General features: G+C 37.3%; 8 protein-coding genes. All 8 read left to right on the top strand.

Annotated features, from left to right (window positions below):
- The first annotated feature begins 2 nt into the window (after positions 1 to 2).
- The 8 genes from J2Y60_RS09945 to J2Y60_RS09910 all read left to right on the top strand — a co-directional run bounded on the left by J2Y60_RS09945 (position 3) and on the right by J2Y60_RS09910 (position 16,521).
- Positions 3 to 1,106: a glycosylase gene (locus J2Y60_RS09945; RefSeq protein WP_309917092.1), complete on the top strand. Its 1,104-nt coding sequence runs from the start codon at positions 3 to 5 to the stop codon at positions 1,104 to 1,106.
- 38 nt (positions 1,107 to 1,144) lie between these two features.
- Positions 1,145 to 3,556 carry a beta-galactosidase GalB gene (gene galB / locus J2Y60_RS09940; RefSeq protein ID WP_309917090.1) on the top strand — a complete coding sequence of 804 codons (2,412 nt, stop codon included), beginning with the start codon at positions 1,145 to 1,147 and terminating at the stop codon, positions 3,554 to 3,556.
- Positions 3,557 to 3,630: 74 nt separating this feature from the next.
- Positions 3,631 to 7,077: a glycosyl hydrolase gene (locus J2Y60_RS09935; protein ID WP_309917087.1), complete on the top strand. Its 3,447-nt coding sequence runs from the start codon at positions 3,631 to 3,633 to the stop codon at positions 7,075 to 7,077.
- Between the two features lie 213 nt (positions 7,078 to 7,290).
- The gene (locus J2Y60_RS09930) at positions 7,291 to 8,364 is read left to right on the top strand and encodes a mandelate racemase/muconate lactonizing enzyme family protein (protein WP_309917085.1); all 1,074 of its coding nucleotides are present in this window, start codon (positions 7,291 to 7,293) and stop codon (positions 8,362 to 8,364) included.
- A 216-nt stretch (positions 8,365 to 8,580) separates the two neighbouring features.
- Positions 8,581 to 11,868, top strand: a complete 3,288-nt coding sequence (locus J2Y60_RS09925) for a glycoside hydrolase family 2 TIM barrel-domain containing protein (RefSeq protein WP_309917083.1) — start codon at positions 8,581 to 8,583, stop codon at positions 11,866 to 11,868.
- A gap of 28 nt (positions 11,869 to 11,896) precedes the next feature.
- Complete coding sequence (locus J2Y60_RS09920; protein ID WP_309917081.1) at positions 11,897 to 13,930, top strand: glycoside hydrolase family 127 protein; 2,034 nt, start codon at positions 11,897 to 11,899, stop codon at positions 13,928 to 13,930.
- Between the two features lie 7 nt (positions 13,931 to 13,937).
- Positions 13,938 to 15,182 (top strand): ribulose-bisphosphate carboxylase large subunit family protein, encoded by a 1,245-nt coding sequence (locus tag J2Y60_RS09915; protein ID WP_309917079.1) that lies wholly within the window; start codon positions 13,938 to 13,940, stop codon positions 15,180 to 15,182.
- Between the two features lies 1 nt (position 15,183).
- Positions 15,184 to 16,521 (top strand): four-carbon acid sugar kinase family protein, encoded by a 1,338-nt coding sequence (locus J2Y60_RS09910; RefSeq protein ID WP_309917076.1) that lies wholly within the window; start codon positions 15,184 to 15,186, stop codon positions 16,519 to 16,521.
- Positions 16,522 to 16,551 lie beyond the last annotated feature (30 nt).

Raw genomic sequence — 16,551 nt, 5'->3', positions numbered from 1 at the left:
AAATGAAAATTACCAATACCCTAATAGGCTTGTTTGTCCTATGCGCTATTTCTATCTCTGCTCAAACAGTAAAAAATGATATTTCTGATGCTGAAATGCAAGCCATTTATCAAGCAGTCAAAACTCCTTATAAATACGGTTTAGTGATGACGCCTGAAGATAATACTCAGAAAATGGACTGTCCAACTGTTTTTAAAAAAGGAAAGAAATGGTATATGACCTACCTGATTTTTGGAGGGAAAGGGTATGAAACATGGTTAGCTAAAAGTAATGATTTATTGAATTGGGAAAATGTAGGAAAAATCATGTCGTTTACCGATTCTACACAGTGGGATGGTAGCCAAAAAGCAGGATATGTAGCTTTGGGAGATACCAAATGGGAGGGAAGCTATGCTTTGAAAAAATATGATGGAAAATATTGGATGTCATATTTCGGAGGAAATACGCGTGGTTATGAGGCAGGTGATTTATCAGCAGGAATAGCCTTTACTGCTGAAGACCCAACAAAGGCACATGAATGGAAAAGAAAACCTACGCCAATTTTAACAGCAAAAGATGCTGACGTAAGATGGTGGGAAAATAGAAAATTATTTAAAAGCACTGTTATTGAAGATAAACAAAAACTTACTGGATATCCATTTGTGATGTTTTATAACGCCAATGGCGATTCTGCTAAAAACAATGTAAAAACTCGTTGGTTCGAACGTATCGGGATGGCAGTTTCGGATAATATGCTTGATTGGAAAAGAATGATTGATGAGCCAATCATTCAACATCCTGTTGGCATCACTGGCGACCCAGTTATTCAAAAAATTGGCGATACTTGGGTAATGTTTTACTTCGGAGCTTTCTGGAAAGATAGAAAAGGAGCATTCAACCGTTTTGCCGCTTCAAAGGATTTGATTCATTGGACAGATTGGAACGGTGATAATCTGGTGCAGTCTTCCGAACCTTATGATGAATTGTATGCCCATAAATCTTATGTGGTTAAGCATAAAGGAGTCGTTTACCATTTTTACTGCGCTGTTAATAAAAAAGATCAAAGAGGTATCGCTGTGGCTACTTCTAAAGATTTAGGAAAAAGTAAAAAGACTTTTGTGAAGTAACTATTACTTTTATTAGCATTTAAACCACATCAATTTCTATGAAGAAATTCTTTTATATATTATTACTAATTGCTGTCACTATTGAAGGGTTTTCTCAACAAAAAAGTAGAGAAACAATCGACTTTAATAAGTCTTGGAAATTTTCATTTGAAAATAACGAGAAGGCTATCACTAATCAGTTTAATGATGCTCATTGGAGAGTACTGAATCTTCCTCATGATTGGAGTATTGAAGGACAATTTAGTGCAGAACACTTGTCTACTACTCAGGGTGGTGCTTTGCCTACAGGTTTAGCATGGTATCGTAAAAGTTTTTTAATGCCATCAACAGCACAGCATAAAATAGTTTGGATAGAATTTGACGGCGTTTATCGTAATAGTGAAATTTGGATTAATGGACATTATTTAGGTAAGCGACCCAATGGCTATGCTAGTTTTCGATATGAGCTGACTAAGTATTTGAAATTTGGGAAAGAGAAAAATGTAATTGCCGTAAAAGTTGATAATTCAGAACAACCCAATTCTCGTTGGTATACAGGCTCTGGGATTTACAGAAATGTAAGGATGATTATGACTGCCCCGACTGCTATTGACCAATGGGGCGTTTTTGCGACTACTCCGAAAGTAAATGCAGAAGAAGCGGAAGTAAGCATAGAAGTAAACCTACTCAATAAAACTAACAAAACTCAATCGGTTTCTATCACTTCTAACCTTGTTGATGCGGATGGAAAAACGATAGCGAGCGAAACATCTAAAAACATTTCGATAAAAGATAGTACAGGTAAACATTTTCAACAATTGAAGATTATTAAACCTAAACTTTGGTCAATCTCTAATCCTTATTTATATAAGATAGTAACGAAGGTTTATCAGAATAATCAAGAAATAGATGTGCATGAAATACCTTTGGGAATGCGTTTTTTCAATTTTGACTCAGCAAAAGGATTTTCACTTAACGGAGAACCAACCAAGATTCAAGGCGTTTGTATGCACCATGATTTAGGGGCATTGGGGGCTGCCGTGAATGTAAGAGCGATAGAACGCCAACTTGAATTATTAAAAGCAATGGGTTGTAATGGCATTCGTACTGCTCATAATCCTCCTGCACCAGAATTTTTAGATTTATGCGATAAGATGGGCTTTATCGTCATGGATGAAGCTTTTGATATGTGGAAGAAAAGAAAATCAAAGAAGGATTATTCGGCTGACTGGAATGCGTGGCATCAAAAAGATTTAGAAGATTTTATCAAAAGAGACCGCAATCACCCTGCTATTTTTATGTGGAGTATTGGCAACGAAATCAGAGAACAGTTTGATAGTACGGGCGTTACCATTACGAGAGAATTAGCAGGAATTGTAAAAAAACTAGATAATACTCGTATAGTTACTTCAGCATTGACAGAAAATGAACCCGCTAAAAATTTTATCTTTCAATCTGGCGCTTTGGATTTATTAGGATTCAATTATAAACACGAGGGTTATACAGATTTTCTCAAGAATTTTCCAAATCAAAAATTTATTGCTTCTGAAACCGCTTCTGCCTTAGAATCGAGAGGGCGTTATGAAATGCCTCAGGAAAAAATTGAATTTTCATCAAGAGATGTAAAAACACAGCCTAGAAATGCTGATTGGACAGTTTCGGCCTATGACAATGTGGCGGCGTATTGGGGAACAACCCACGAAGAAGCTTGGAAGGCTGTGAAAAACGCCCCTTTTATTGCAGGCACTTATGTATGGACGGGCTTTGATTATTTAGGTGAGCCACATCCCTATCCTTGGCCAGCTCGCAGTGCCTACTTTGGTATCATTGATTTAGCAGGCTTCCCCAAAGATGTGTATTACATGTACCAAAGTGAATGGACAGATAAACCTGTTTTGCATTTATTACCACATTGGAATTGGGAAAAAGGCAAGACCATTGATGTATGGGCATATTATTCACAAGCAGAGGAAGTAGAGCTATTTTTGAATGATAAATCTTTAGGGATTAAACGAAAAGGAGCAGATGAATTCCATGTAAAATGGTCGGTTAATTATGAAGCAGGGATATTAAAAGTAGTTTCAAGAAGAGCTGGGAAAATAATACTTACGCATGAAATCAAAACAGCAGGAAAAGCTTTTAAAATAAAGGCAACAGCAGATCATCAATTGATAAAAGCAGATGGCAAAGATTTGTCCTTTGTAAAAATAAGTATCGTTGATGAAAACGGAAATCCTGTTCCAGAAGCCAATCATTTAGTGAATTTTAGCATAGAAGGAGAAGGGGCAATTGTGGGAGTAGATAATGGCTATCAAGCTAGTTTAGAACCTTTTAAAGCCAATTATAGAAGAGCATTCAACGGACTTTGTTTAGCTATTGTACAGGCTTCTGAAACAGTAGGAAAGATAGTTTTAAAAGCTAGTGCAGAAGGTTTACAGTCGGATACGATTATTATAGAAACTAAGAAATGAGCGAGTCTAAATACACATTTTTGAGTAAAAGAAATATACTTATCAATAAAAGCAGTAGACTTTTATTGATAAGCATGCTTTTTTATTGCAGTGCAAATTATGGTTGGGGACAATCTAAAGGAGGATTGGCTACTATTATTCCTCAAAATCAACAAAGCATTAAAGCTGCTAAGCCGTGGGTATTTTGGTATTGGATGCAGGCAAGTGTTTCTAAAGAAGGTATTACCGCAGATTTGGAAGCGATGAAAGAAGCAGGAATAGGAGGAGCCTATTTAATGCCTATAAAAGGTGCGACTAATCCTCCAATTTTTACCCCAGTAGCCGAACAGTTAACGCCGCTTTGGTGGGACATGGTAAAACATTCTATGAATGAGGCCGCTCGATTGAACTTAGAAATGGGAATGCATGTTAGTGATGGGTTTGCTTTGGCAGGTGGACCGTGGATTACACCCGAACTTTCTATGCAAAAAGTAGTTTCTTCAAAATTGTATATAAAAGGTAGTCAACGTATAGACATACAGTTGCCACAGCCTACTAGCAACGAGCATTATTATAAAGACATAGCAATCTACGCTTTTCCTTCTTTAACAGGAGCAGAACAATCTACTAAAAATATTGTCCCTGTTGTTACTTCAAGTAAAGCTGACATCAATCCTCAATTTTTAGTAAAAGAAGGCAACAAAGAAAGTTTTAAGAGCGATGAGCCATGCTGGATTCAGTATGCTTTTGAAAATCCTTTTACTTGTAGGACAATCGTTGTAAAAACAGGAGGGAACAATTATCAAGCTCAACGTTTATTGATTGAAGTGAGTGATGATGGAAAGAGTTTTAGGTCAATTGGAAGACTAGAATCTCCCAGACATGGCTGGCAAGATACAGATGCTAATATTACTCATTCAATCGTGCCAACAAGGGCTAAATACTTCCGTTTTGTATATGATAAAACAGGTAGTGAACCAGGCTCAGAAGATTTAGATGCAGCAAAGTGGAAACCAAGTTTTAAAACTGTCGGTATTGAACTATCATCTGAACCAAGTATTCATCAGTTTGAAGGTAAAACAGGAGAAGTGTGGAGAATAAGTAAGCAAAGTTCTTCAGAGCAACTACCTGATAACCTGTGTGTTCCATTCAATAAAATCATTAATATTACTGATAAACTTACCCCAGACGGAAGATTAGTTTGGGATGCTCCTGTTGGATCTTGGACGATTCTGCGTATTGGTCATACTTCGACAGGACATACCAATGCTACAGGCGGAGCAGGCAAGGGGTTAGAATGTGATAAATTTAACCCCATCGCTATCAAATTACAGTTTGATAATTGGTTTGGTGAAGCGCAACGTCAGCTTGGACCAGAACTGAGTAAAAAAGCTTTGAAAGTTTTTCATGTAGATAGTTGGGAATGTGGAAGTCAGAATTGGTCATCCGTTTTCAGAGAAGAATTTCAACAAAGAAGAGGGTATGATATATTGCCGTATTTGCCCATCGTTACAGGACTACCAGTAGAAAATAATCAATTTTCAGAACAGTTTTTGTACGATTATCGTCAGACAGTTGCGGAATTGGTGGTTGATAAATTTTATAAAACACTAGCCGAATTAACCAAAGCAAATGGGTTGAAGTTCACTGCTGAAAGTGTAGCTCCAACCATGACTAGCGACGGATTAGCACACTATAAATTAGTAGATGTTCCAATGGGGGAATTTTGGTTGAATAGCCCTACTCATGATAAACCAAACGATATGCTTGATGCCATTTCGGCAGGACATATTTATGGTAAGCCAGTCATTCAAGCGGAAGCATTCACTACTTTAAGGATGACATGGAACGAACATCCTGCGATGTTAAAAACCCTGCAAGACCGTAACTATGCTTTGGGAATCAATAAATTAGTGTACCATGTTTTCATACACAATCCTTGGATGGATAGAAAACCCGGTATGACTTTGGATGGTGTTGGTTTGTATTTTCAGAGAGACCAAACTTGGTGGAAAACAGGTAAAGCGTGGGTTGAATATGCACAACGTTGTCAGGAATTATTACAAATAGGCTCTCCAGTTGCTGATTTAGCCGTTTTTGTAGGAGATGATATTCCAAGACGTTCGGTTTTGCCAGATAGATTAGTACCAACATTAAGCGGATTATTTGGCAAAGAAGTCGTTGATGCCGAAGCCAAAAGACTAGCCAATGAAGTACAACCTTTAAGACAAATTCCTACAAGTGTTACACATTCGGCTAATATGGCTGACCCCGAAAACTGGGTGAATGCGTTAAAGGGATATGCCTATGATTCTTTTAGTCAAGATGCTCTTTTAAATACCGCTAAAGTGAACAATGGGAAAATAATCTTTGGCGATGGTACTAGCTATAGTGTATTAGTGTTACCAAAAAAACACCAAATGACACCCAATGCCAATGGAATGTCTGCTCAAACGGCTCAAAAATTATTAGCATTAGTAAAGGAAGGAGCTACATTGATTATTGGTGACAAACCAATAGTTGAACTCGGAACAAAAAATAATGATGCTGTATCAATATTTGCAAAACAATGTTGGGAGGGAGATTTTGAAGTAATGATAGATGGAGACAACAAAATTTTCTATAAAACGATTGGAAAAGGAAAAGTTGTAAAAAGTCCTTATGAGGCTAGTACTTTAGTAAAAATTGGAATAGAACAGGATGTAATCGTAAAAGATGAACGTGGCGATTATGCCAAAGGCATTGCTTATACGCATAGAAAAGCAATGGATTTGGAATTGTACTTTCTTGCTAATCAGGAAAATAAGGAAAGAGTATTAGATTTTTCTTTAAGAGCAAAAGGGAAAAATATTCAATTGTACGATGCTGTGAATGATAAAACTTTTTCGCCTAATGCTTGGGAAACTGTAAATGGTAGAACGAATTTGAAGTTAAAATTGGATGCAAATGCCTCAGTTTTTGTAATTTTTAAAGACAACTTTGTCAACATTTCAAAAGCTGATAAAGCTATAACAAGACCTAACAAAGTTAAAAATTGGCAAGAATTCAAGCCTATTCAGACTTTAGACAAGTCTTGGAATGTCAATTTTAGCAGTACAAAAACAAATCAAACAGTCTCTAAAACATTTGAATCATTAAGTGACTGGTCTTTGAATATTGATTCTTTGATTCGCTATTATGCCGGCACAGCAACTTATCATCAGCGTTTTCAAGTTAATAATCTACCCACTAAGAGTCAACAAATTTGGCTAGATTTAGGAAAGGTTGCTAACCTCGCCGAAATAAAAGTAAATGGTGTCTCTTGTGGGATTGTCTGGACAGCCCCTTATCGAGTAGATATTAGTAAAGCATTGAAAGTCGGCAACAATGAATTAACAATAGAAGTAACTAATACGTGGGCGAATAGGTTAATGGGTGATATGCTTTTGTCTGAAGATAAAAGAACTACTAAAACTACTGCGCCTATGAAATATTTAGAAGGAAAGCCCTTGTATGAATCAGGTTTATTAGGACCAGTGAAGCTCTTAGAGAGTCAACCATAAAAACGATTAATCCCATCTTACTATTAGGGTGCGACTTAAGTCGCACCCTAATAGTAAGATGGGATTAATATATCTCAAACATTTGTATATCTACTTAATGCTGAAAAATGGCATTTACATTCATGCAAACATCCTACAATATCTTGTGAAAATATTATATATAATACAGGTATATTACTATTAATTTTGATTTTTTATACAATCGCTTTTAATATGTATTCAATCCAAAAATATTCAGTTTTTACTGCAAAAGCTACATTAGCAAAACCTATCTCTGATGCTACGCACACGTTGACTGAAATCTCCTTTTTAGTATTAAGAATCGAAACGCAAAACGGTATCATTGGGGAATCCTATTTATTGAGTTTTCAATACAGTCCTAGAGCCATTGCAGGAGCCTTAAAAGACGTCGGTGAAATGTTGATTGGCGAGCAGGTCTTTGATACCGTAAAAGTTTTCGAAAAGCTAAACCATGCCAACGAATACTTTGGAATGGAAGGTATAAATCGTTGGGCACAAGCAGCTTTTAATATTGCCATGTGGGATGCTTGGTGTAAAATATTAAACCAACCTATCTGGAAAGTATTGGGTTCATCAAGAAGGGAAGTGCCTATTTATGGCAGTGGTGGTTGGATTTCGTATTCTACAGATGAATTAATTGACGAGGTTAGCAATTATAAAAGCCGTGGTTTCAAGGCAGTAAAGATAAAAGTAGGCAAACCAGAGTGGAAAGAAGATTTAGAACGCTTGAAATTGGTTCGAGAAGCTGTTGGAAATGATATTAATATCATGATGGATGCTAACCAAGGGATGACAGTGCCTAATGCTTTAGCCTTGGCGAGAGCAGCCAGAGAACTGAATATTCAGTGGTTTGAAGAGCCAATCGACCATACAGATTTTGAAGGGTATAAATTATTAAGAACACAAGCAGGTATTTCTTTGGCAATGGGCGAAAGAGAATACTCGACCTTACCACTTCGGGAATTATTGCAAAGAAATGCCATTGATATTTGGCAACCAGATATTTTACGATTGGGTGGGGTAGAAGCTTGGCGAAATAGTGCAGCATTAGCAGGTAGTTATAATATTCCTGTTTTACCACATTATTACAAAGACTATGATATTCCATTGCTTTGTACCATTTCAAACGGAGTAGGGGCAGAATCATTCGACTGGATTGACCCGTTGATAGATTATCCTTTGGAAATAAAGAATGGTATGGCAAAACCACATGATCGTGCTGGTTGGGGTTTTTCATTTAAAGATGAATACCTTACTGAAATCTAGTTTGCTTTTATCTTAGAAGCTGTTTAAACTTTCCCTTTCAGGTTAAACTAAGTCTTTTAGAATAGCTTGTTCCAAAATTTACTCAACGTAGCGGTGCTATGCTTCGCAAATTTTGAAAAAATCAATTCAAAAATACAATACTTTCACCTCAGAAACGGAAAGTTTAAACAGCTTCTTATTCATTATCAATTGTTTATTAGTATTTATCAAATGAAGATGTTAAAATATTTATTTTTCTTAGGCTGTTTCATACATGTTGCAAGCTTCGCACAATTGGTCGATAAAACACCAGCTGCTGTGCCAAATGCTCCAACGGTTTACCAAACTGAGCCTTATGAAGACCCAACCGTCAGTGGGATTAATAGGGATGCATCCAGAGCAACAGCCTATTCTTTTGATAATATTCATAGTGCTATCTCGGGCAATCGAGAAAAGAGCAATCGCTATTTGACTTTAAATGGTAACTGGGATTTTAGCTTTACCTTAAAACCTGCAGATGCTCCGAAAGATTTTTATAAAAGTAGGGTAAGCGGTTGGAAAACAATCCCTGTGCCTTCAAATTGGGAAATGCAAGGGTATGATAAACCTATTTATAAAAGTGCGGTATATCCTTTTAGGCCTGTAAATCCGCCTTTCGTTCCTAAAGATTATAATGGTGTAGGCTGTTATCAGCGTACTTTTTCAATCCCTGCTAATTGGAAAGAAAGTAATGTCACCCTACATTTCGGAGGTGTAAGTTCGGCTTATAAAGTGTGGTTAAATGGCAAATTTGTTGGGTATGCTGAGGATAGTTTTCTTTCTTCTGAGTTCAATATTACGCCTTATTTACAAGAAGGAGAAAACGTTTTATCTGTGTGGGTAATTCGTTGGAGCGATGGGTCTTTTTTGGAAGACCAAGACCAATGGCGTTTGAGTGGTATTCATCGTGAAGTATATCTTCATGCAGAGCCTAAAGTAAGAATAGCTGATTTTTTTTATCAAACTAAATTAGATAAAGATTATAAAGATGCCTTGTTAAGTATCCGACCAAAAATAGAAAACCTAACAGGAAAAGAGGTTGTGGGGTATCAATTGAAAGCGCAATTATATGATAAAAATAATTTACCTGTTTTTGAGAAGCCTCTCGAAAAAAGTGTTGAATCTATTATCAACGAAATCTATCCACGATTAGATAATGCTAAATTTGGCGTGTTAGAAAGCAAAGTTAAAAACCCTGAAAAATGGAGTGACGAAATCCCTAATCTATATACGTTAGTGCTTTCTTTAGAAGATAGTCTGGGACGGGTGCTAGAAGCTAAAAGCTGTAAACTAGGCTTTCGTTCAATTGAATTTTCAAAAGAAAATAGCAAATTGTTAATAAATGGAAAAGTAACGTATTTGTATGGCGTTAATCGTCCAGACCATCATGCTACAAAAGGTAAGGCATTATCCAGAGAAGATATTCTACAGGATATTCTTACTATCAAACGCTTCAATTTTAACTGTATCCGTGCAAGTCATTATCCAAGCGACCCGTATTTGTACGATTTGTGTGATGAATATGGTATTATGGTTATCGATGAAGCCAATCTGGAAACACACGGGCTAGGCTCAAAACTAAGCAATGATGCTGCTTGGACAGGGGCTTATTTAGAACGAAGTAGTAGGATGGCTTTAAGAGATAAAAATCACCCTTCTATTATATTTTGGAGCTTGGGGAATGAAGCTGGTCGCGGACCAAATCATGCTGCGATGGCTGCTTGGATACACGATTTTGACATTACTCGCCCTGTGCATTACGAGCCAGCCATGGGAAGTCCCAATATGGAAGGGTATATGGATAATAAAGACCCGAAATATTTAAAACCTAATGACCATTCGCATCGTCTCCAGAATCCACTGGACCAATACTATGTAGATATTGTTAGTAGAATGTACCCAGCCATGTACACGCCTGAATTATTGGCAAATCAACCCAATGGTGATACCAGACCTATTTTCTTTTGCGAATATGCACATGCTATGGGAAACAGTGCAGGAAATTTAAAGGAGTTCTGGGACTTATTCCGTAAAATGAAAAGAGTGATAGGAGGGTGTATTTGGGAATTTAAAGACCAAGGATTATTGAAAAAAGACTCAGCCTCTGGTAAGGAGTTTTACGCGTATGGTGGGGACTTTGGGGAAAAATACTTCGATAATTTTACTATTAAGGGAGTTGTTGCTTCTGACGGCAGACCTAAAGCCGCGATGTATGAATGTAAAAGAGTATTCCAAGGCGTGGAATCGGTATTAGAAAATGCGGAAAAAGGAATTGTAAAAATAACAAACCGTCATGCTTCTAAATCTTTGGGTGACTATACAGTTTTGTTGTCAGTAATAGAAGATGGCAAAGTGCTTTTTACGAAGGAATTACCTAAAATGAATGTTTTAGCAGGAAGTGATACACTGGTTAATCTCCTACCGTATTTACCTAAATTCAAGGCAAACACAGAATACTTTGCAACATTGCATTTTACTTTAAGTAAAAAAGAAGCATGGGCAGACAAAGGTTTTGAAGTAGCTTCTAACCAATTTGCCTTAACTGAATTAATTGCACATCAATCAGAGAAGAAAACTATCACTGCTGTTGATTTGCAAGAAACAGATAATGCTTTTTTATTAAGTGGAAAAAGTTTTCAAATCAAAATAGATAAGAAAAATGGCGCTTTAGCATCTTATCTATTCAAAGGTAAAGAACAGATTTTTAATCCATTATTGCCAAAATTTAGTCGTCCACTGACTGATAACGACCGTCGTGGGTGGAAGGCTCAACGCAAGTTAAAACAATGGTATAATGTTGCGTTAAAAACAAAAAGCTGTACTGTGAAGATGAGTTCTAAAAACGCTGTCATAATTACTAGCTACTATACCTTAGTAAATGATAGTGCCTCTGTCCAAGTAAATTATACGATTAATGGCGATGGCATCGTCAAAGTAAACTATGACTTTAAAGCATCTTCTGCGTTACCCAACATTCCTAAGATTGGGATGCAGTGTGGTATTGAAAGCACTTTTGACAACATAACGTGGTATGGCAGAGGAGCATTAGAAAACTATGTTGACCGTCGTTATGGATTTGATGTAGGGATTTATCAGCAAAATATTCAAGATTTTATGGAGCCTTATGCCGTTCCACAAGAGAACGGCAATAGAACAGATGTTCGCTGGATGTATCTGTCTAACAAAAAACAAGAAGGATTATTGGTAGTAGCAGATAGCTTGTTGAGCATGAGTGCTAGGCCTTATACTGACCAAAATATCGAAACTGCCAAACACACTTTTAATTTAAATGATGCTGGTTTTATTAACCTGAACATTGATTTAGTACAAATGGGCGTTGGAGGAAATGATAGTTGGAGTGATGTTGCAGCACCTTTAGAGCAGTATCAAATAAAAGCAAAACCGTATCAATATACGTTTTTCATGATGCCGTTTAATGCTGTAAAAGAATCGGTAGGATTAAAAGCAAAAGAACTTAGGTTTTAGTTGAGAAATTTTCAATGATTAAAGAAATATGAAGAGAAAAATCAAGAAAGTGGGAACATTACTTATAGTGATGATTTCTTTCTATCATTTGCAAGCACAAAATAAAGGCTTGGTGAATACCTCTAAAAGTCCGAATGCTAAATTACAAAGCATTGATTTTGGCGATGTAACATGGACTTCTGGTTTTTGGGCAGACCGTTTTGCCGTTTGTCGCTCGGAAATGGTGCCAACTTTATGGAAAAATTATACAGATGCTACCCTAAGTCATTCTTTCAAAAACTTTGAAATAGCGGCAGGGTTAGAGAATGGCGTTTTTAAAGGACCATCGTTTCATGACGGTGATTTTTATAAAACACTTGAAGCAGTAGCCAGTATGTATGCCACCACGAAAGATAAGAAATTGGATGAGCTGATGGACCATGCCATTGAGGTGATTGGTAAAGCCCAAATGCCCGATGGATATATTTACACCAAGGCAATTATTCAACAAAAGAAAACAGGTGAACAAAAGATGTTTGATGACAAGCTGAGTTTTGAAGCTTACAATTTTGGACATTTAATGACGGCTGGTTGTGTACATTACAGGGTAACAGGCAAAACAACACTATTAAATATAGCCAAAAAAGCAACTGACTTCCTGATTGGTTTTTATAATAATGCAAGTCCTGAGCAAGCAAGAAATGCCATTTGTCCTTCGCATTACATGGGGATTATTGAAATGTACAGAACTACTGGGGATGAAAAATATTTAACGTTAGCTAAAAAGCTCATCAATATTCGGGGACTTTCAGAAGGCACTGACGACAATTCAGATAGAGTACCGTTCAGACAAATGAAAAAAGTAGTTGGTCATGCCGTAAGAGCGAATTATTTGTTTGCAGGAGCGGCAGATATTTTTGCAGAAACAGGAGATAGCACGTTACTATCAACGTTAGATTTGATGTGGGATGATGTCATTAATCATAAAATGTACATTACGGGAGGCTGTGGCGCTTTGTACGACGGTGTTTCACCAGAGGGGACATCTTATAAGCCTGATACAGTGCAGAAAGTACACCAATCTTATGGCAAATCGTATCAATTACCCAACCATTCAGCACATAATGAAACCTGTGCTAATATCGGAAACCTATTATGGAACTGGCGAATGCTTCAAATCACGAGCGATGCCAAGTATGCAGATGTAATGGAATTGGCTTTGTATAATAGTATTTTGTCGGGTATTAGTTTAGATGGCGATAAGTTTTTTTATACCAATCCTTTGAGTGCCTCTGATGCTTATCCTTACCAATTGCGTTGGATGGGTGGTCGACAAAAGTATATCAGCAAGTCAAACTGCTGTCCACCAAATACAGTAAGAACCATCGCCCAAATAAATAATTATGCTTACAGTATCTCTGAAAAAGGATTATGGCTGAATTTGTATGGTGCTAATACTCTTTCTACCTCTTTGAAAGATGGTTCAAAAATTAGCCTTACCCAAGAGACCAATTATCCTTGGGATGGAAATATTAGCATAGCATTGAAGGAAGTACCCAAAAATGCTTTTTCAATTTTTGTAAGAATCCCAGAATGGAGCAAAGGGGCTAGCATTAAAATCAATGGTAAACTTTTTACTGGAAAGATAGCCACTGGAAGTTATGTGGAAGTGAATAGAAAATGGGCATTTGCTGATAAGATAGAAATTGTTTTACCAATGACGGTAAAATTAATTGAGGCTAACCCCTTGGCAGAAGAAATTAGAAACCAAGTGGCAGTAAAAAGAGGACCAATTGTATATTGCTTAGAGTCAGTTGATAACAGCCAATTAAAATTAAATACTCTTGCTATTTCTCCAAAAAGCAAATGGAAAACAACCTCAATGATGATAGAAAATAGCCCAATCACCGCATTAGAAGGCGAAGCTAAAATTATTGATGGTTCAGATACGTGGACTAATAAACTATATAGAGAGGTTTCTGAACAAGCTCCTGTTTCAACCAAGGTACGCTTAATTCCCTATTATGCTTGGAGCAATCGTGGGCATTCTGAAATGGAAGTATGGATTCCAATAAGTAGATAAAATTATTATGGAAAGAATAACGGCAACATATTTTATAGAAACACCCTTTGCACCAGAGGCCGCTGCAACGGTGTTAGCAGGAGAACAATCGTCTGGCACTTTTACAGCAGTACCGGGTGAAACCGAAGAATTAAAACAAAGATTTGCGGCAAGGGTAGAATCTGTTGAATTTTTAGAAACGGTTTCAACACCTGCTATTCCTGGGGCTGAAAGTAGCAATCATCAATACCATCGAGCCATCGTGAAGATTTCTTGGTCAATAGAGAATTTTGGGTATAACCTTCCTGTATTGATTTCCACACTACAAGGTAATTTATACGAAATTCGCCAATTTACAGGACTAAAATTAATGGATATTGATATTCCAGCGAGTTATGCTAATCATTTTTCAGGACCTAAATTTGGCATAGAAGGCTGTAGAAAATTGACTGGGGTTCAAAATCGTCCATTAATTGGAACCATCATTAAACCTAGTGTTGGCTTGACACCTCAGCAAACGGCAACTTTAGTAGAAACCCTCGCCAATGCAGGCATTGATTTTATCAAAGATGATGAATTGCTTTCTTCAACGGCCAATTCTCCTTTTAATGAACGAGTTGACGAAGTAATGAAAGTAATCAACAAGCACGTTGATAAAACGGGTAAGAAAATCATGTATGCTTTCAATATTAGTGGAGAAATAGATGAAATGTTGGAACGCTATGAAAAGGTAGTCAATGCAGGAGGAACCTGTGCGATGATTAGCATCAACAGCGTTGGGATAGCAGGAACAAAAAAGATATGCGACCAAGGTGCTTTGGCAATTCATGGACATAGAAATGGTTGGGGAATGCTTACCAGACATCCATTATTAGGAATAGACTTTACTGCCTATCAAAAGCTTTGGCGTTTGGCTGGCGTTGACCAACTGCATGTAAATGGGATACAGAATAAATTTTGGGAGAGCGATGACTCTGTGGTTCAATCGATAAAAGCTTGCTTAAAGCCTTTGTTGGGTGGTTATTCTATTTTGCCCGTAGTCTCGTCTGGACAATGGGGCGGACAAGCACCAGAAACTTATCGTCGTACACAAACTACCGATTTGCTGTACATGGCGGGCGGGGGTATTTTAGCACATCCCATGGGGCCAGCTGCTGGCGTAACAGCACTACAACAAGCTTGGCAAGCCGCAGTGGATGGTTTAGGGATTGAAGATGCCGCTAAAATATATCCCGAATTTGCTAAATCTGTAGAAAAATTTGGTACAAAATAAGATGGTCAATCATAATTTACTTTTAGCATATTATGGCGATGACTTTACGGGCTCGACTGATGCACTAGAATTTTTGAGTAAGGCAGGAGCAAAAACCGCACTATTTATTGATGCACCAACGGCTACTCAATTGGCTGCTTATACTGATTTGAATGCTATCGGCGTGGCGGGTTTGTCTCGCTCTATGTCGCCTAGTCAAATGGAAACAACTCTTTTGCCGACGTTTTCTGCCTTAAAGCAATTAGGCGTAAAGCATGTACATTATAAAGTTTGCTCAACGTTTGATTCTTCTCCTGAAACTGGAAGCATTGGAAAAGCCATTGACGTAGGTATCTCTGTTTTTCAAAATACGTGTGTTCCGTTATTGGTAGCGGCACCATCGTTAGGACGATACTGTGCTTTTGGGAATTTATTTGCTAGAATGGGAATAGGTAGTACAGGGCAAATTTATAGGCTCGACCGCCACCCTGCTATGATTAAACACCCTGTAACGCCTGCGGACGAAAGCGATTTGAGGTTACATTTAGCTAAGCAGACAGACAAAAAAATAGGATTATTGGATATTCTTCAAGTAGCTAAACCTTTTCAAGAACTATCAGCAAGTTTAGCAAAACTGATAGATGAAGAAGCCGAGGTAGTATTGATTGATGCCATGTATGAAGACCAATTTTTGAATATTGGTCGGCTAATAGATGAATTAGGCGATAAAGAACAGCTGTTATTTTCAGTAGGTTCTTCTGGTGTAGAAATGGCTTTGGGTAAGTATTGGAATAAAACTCAAATATTGCACGCTGTCACTTCATGGCAGACATTAGAAAAAGCGGTCCCATTATTAGTAATTGCAGGAAGTTGTTCGCCTGTTACATCCAGACAAATTTCTTGGGCTTTAGAACATGGGTTTAAAGAGATGGTAATTGATGCACAAGCCATTTGTGAGTCTGAATTAAATACGTTGATTATTGATGAATATATACAAAGTGCAATAAATATTGCTAAAAAGGGACAACATCTAATTGTTCATACTAATGGAAGCAGAGAGAATGTTTCGACAACGTTATCTTCAGAAAAATTAGGTAAAGCCTTAGGTTTAATCGCTAAAAAGGTGGTGGAATCCACTAATGTCAGGAGGGTAGTAATTGCTGGGGGAGATACTTCTAGCTATGCAGCAAGGGCCATGGAAATAGAAGCGGTAGAAATGATAGCACCTTTAGTAGCTGGGGCACCATTGTGCAAAGCTCGTTCTACAAACCCTTTGATTAATAACATAGAAGTCAACTTCAAAGGAGGGCAGGTAGGTGATGAACGATACTTCGGTATTTTATTAGAAGGTAAATTATAATGAATAGCTAATTTAGAAAACAATATAAAA

The organism is Arcicella sp. BE140 (assembly GCF_031456255.1).
GTDB lineage: Bacteria > Bacteroidota > Bacteroidia > Cytophagales > Spirosomataceae > Arcicella > Arcicella aquatica.
The sequence above is the reverse complement of the archived record's forward strand: the minus strand, read 5'-3'. Positions and strand labels throughout refer to the sequence as shown.

What these genes read in the sequence shown, in the direction of transcription:
- J2Y60_RS09945 (WP_309917092.1), top strand. Translation starts at nt 3, where the DNA reads ATGAAAATTACCAATACCCTAATAGGCTTGTTTGTCCTATGCGCTATT.
- galB (WP_309917090.1), top strand. Translation starts at nt 1,145, where the DNA reads ATGAAGAAATTCTTTTATATATTATTACTAATTGCTGTCACTATTGAA.
- J2Y60_RS09935 (WP_309917087.1), top strand. Translation starts at nt 3,631, where the DNA reads ATGCTTTTTTATTGCAGTGCAAATTATGGTTGGGGACAATCTAAAGGA.
- J2Y60_RS09930 (WP_309917085.1), top strand. Translation starts at nt 7,291, where the DNA reads ATGTATTCAATCCAAAAATATTCAGTTTTTACTGCAAAAGCTACATTA.
- J2Y60_RS09925 (WP_309917083.1), top strand. Translation starts at nt 8,581, where the DNA reads ATGTTAAAATATTTATTTTTCTTAGGCTGTTTCATACATGTTGCAAGC.
- J2Y60_RS09920 (WP_309917081.1), top strand. Translation starts at nt 11,897, where the DNA reads ATGAAGAGAAAAATCAAGAAAGTGGGAACATTACTTATAGTGATGATT.
- J2Y60_RS09915 (WP_309917079.1), top strand. Translation starts at nt 13,938, where the DNA reads ATGGAAAGAATAACGGCAACATATTTTATAGAAACACCCTTTGCACCA.
- J2Y60_RS09910 (WP_309917076.1), top strand. Translation starts at nt 15,184, where the DNA reads ATGGTCAATCATAATTTACTTTTAGCATATTATGGCGATGACTTTACG.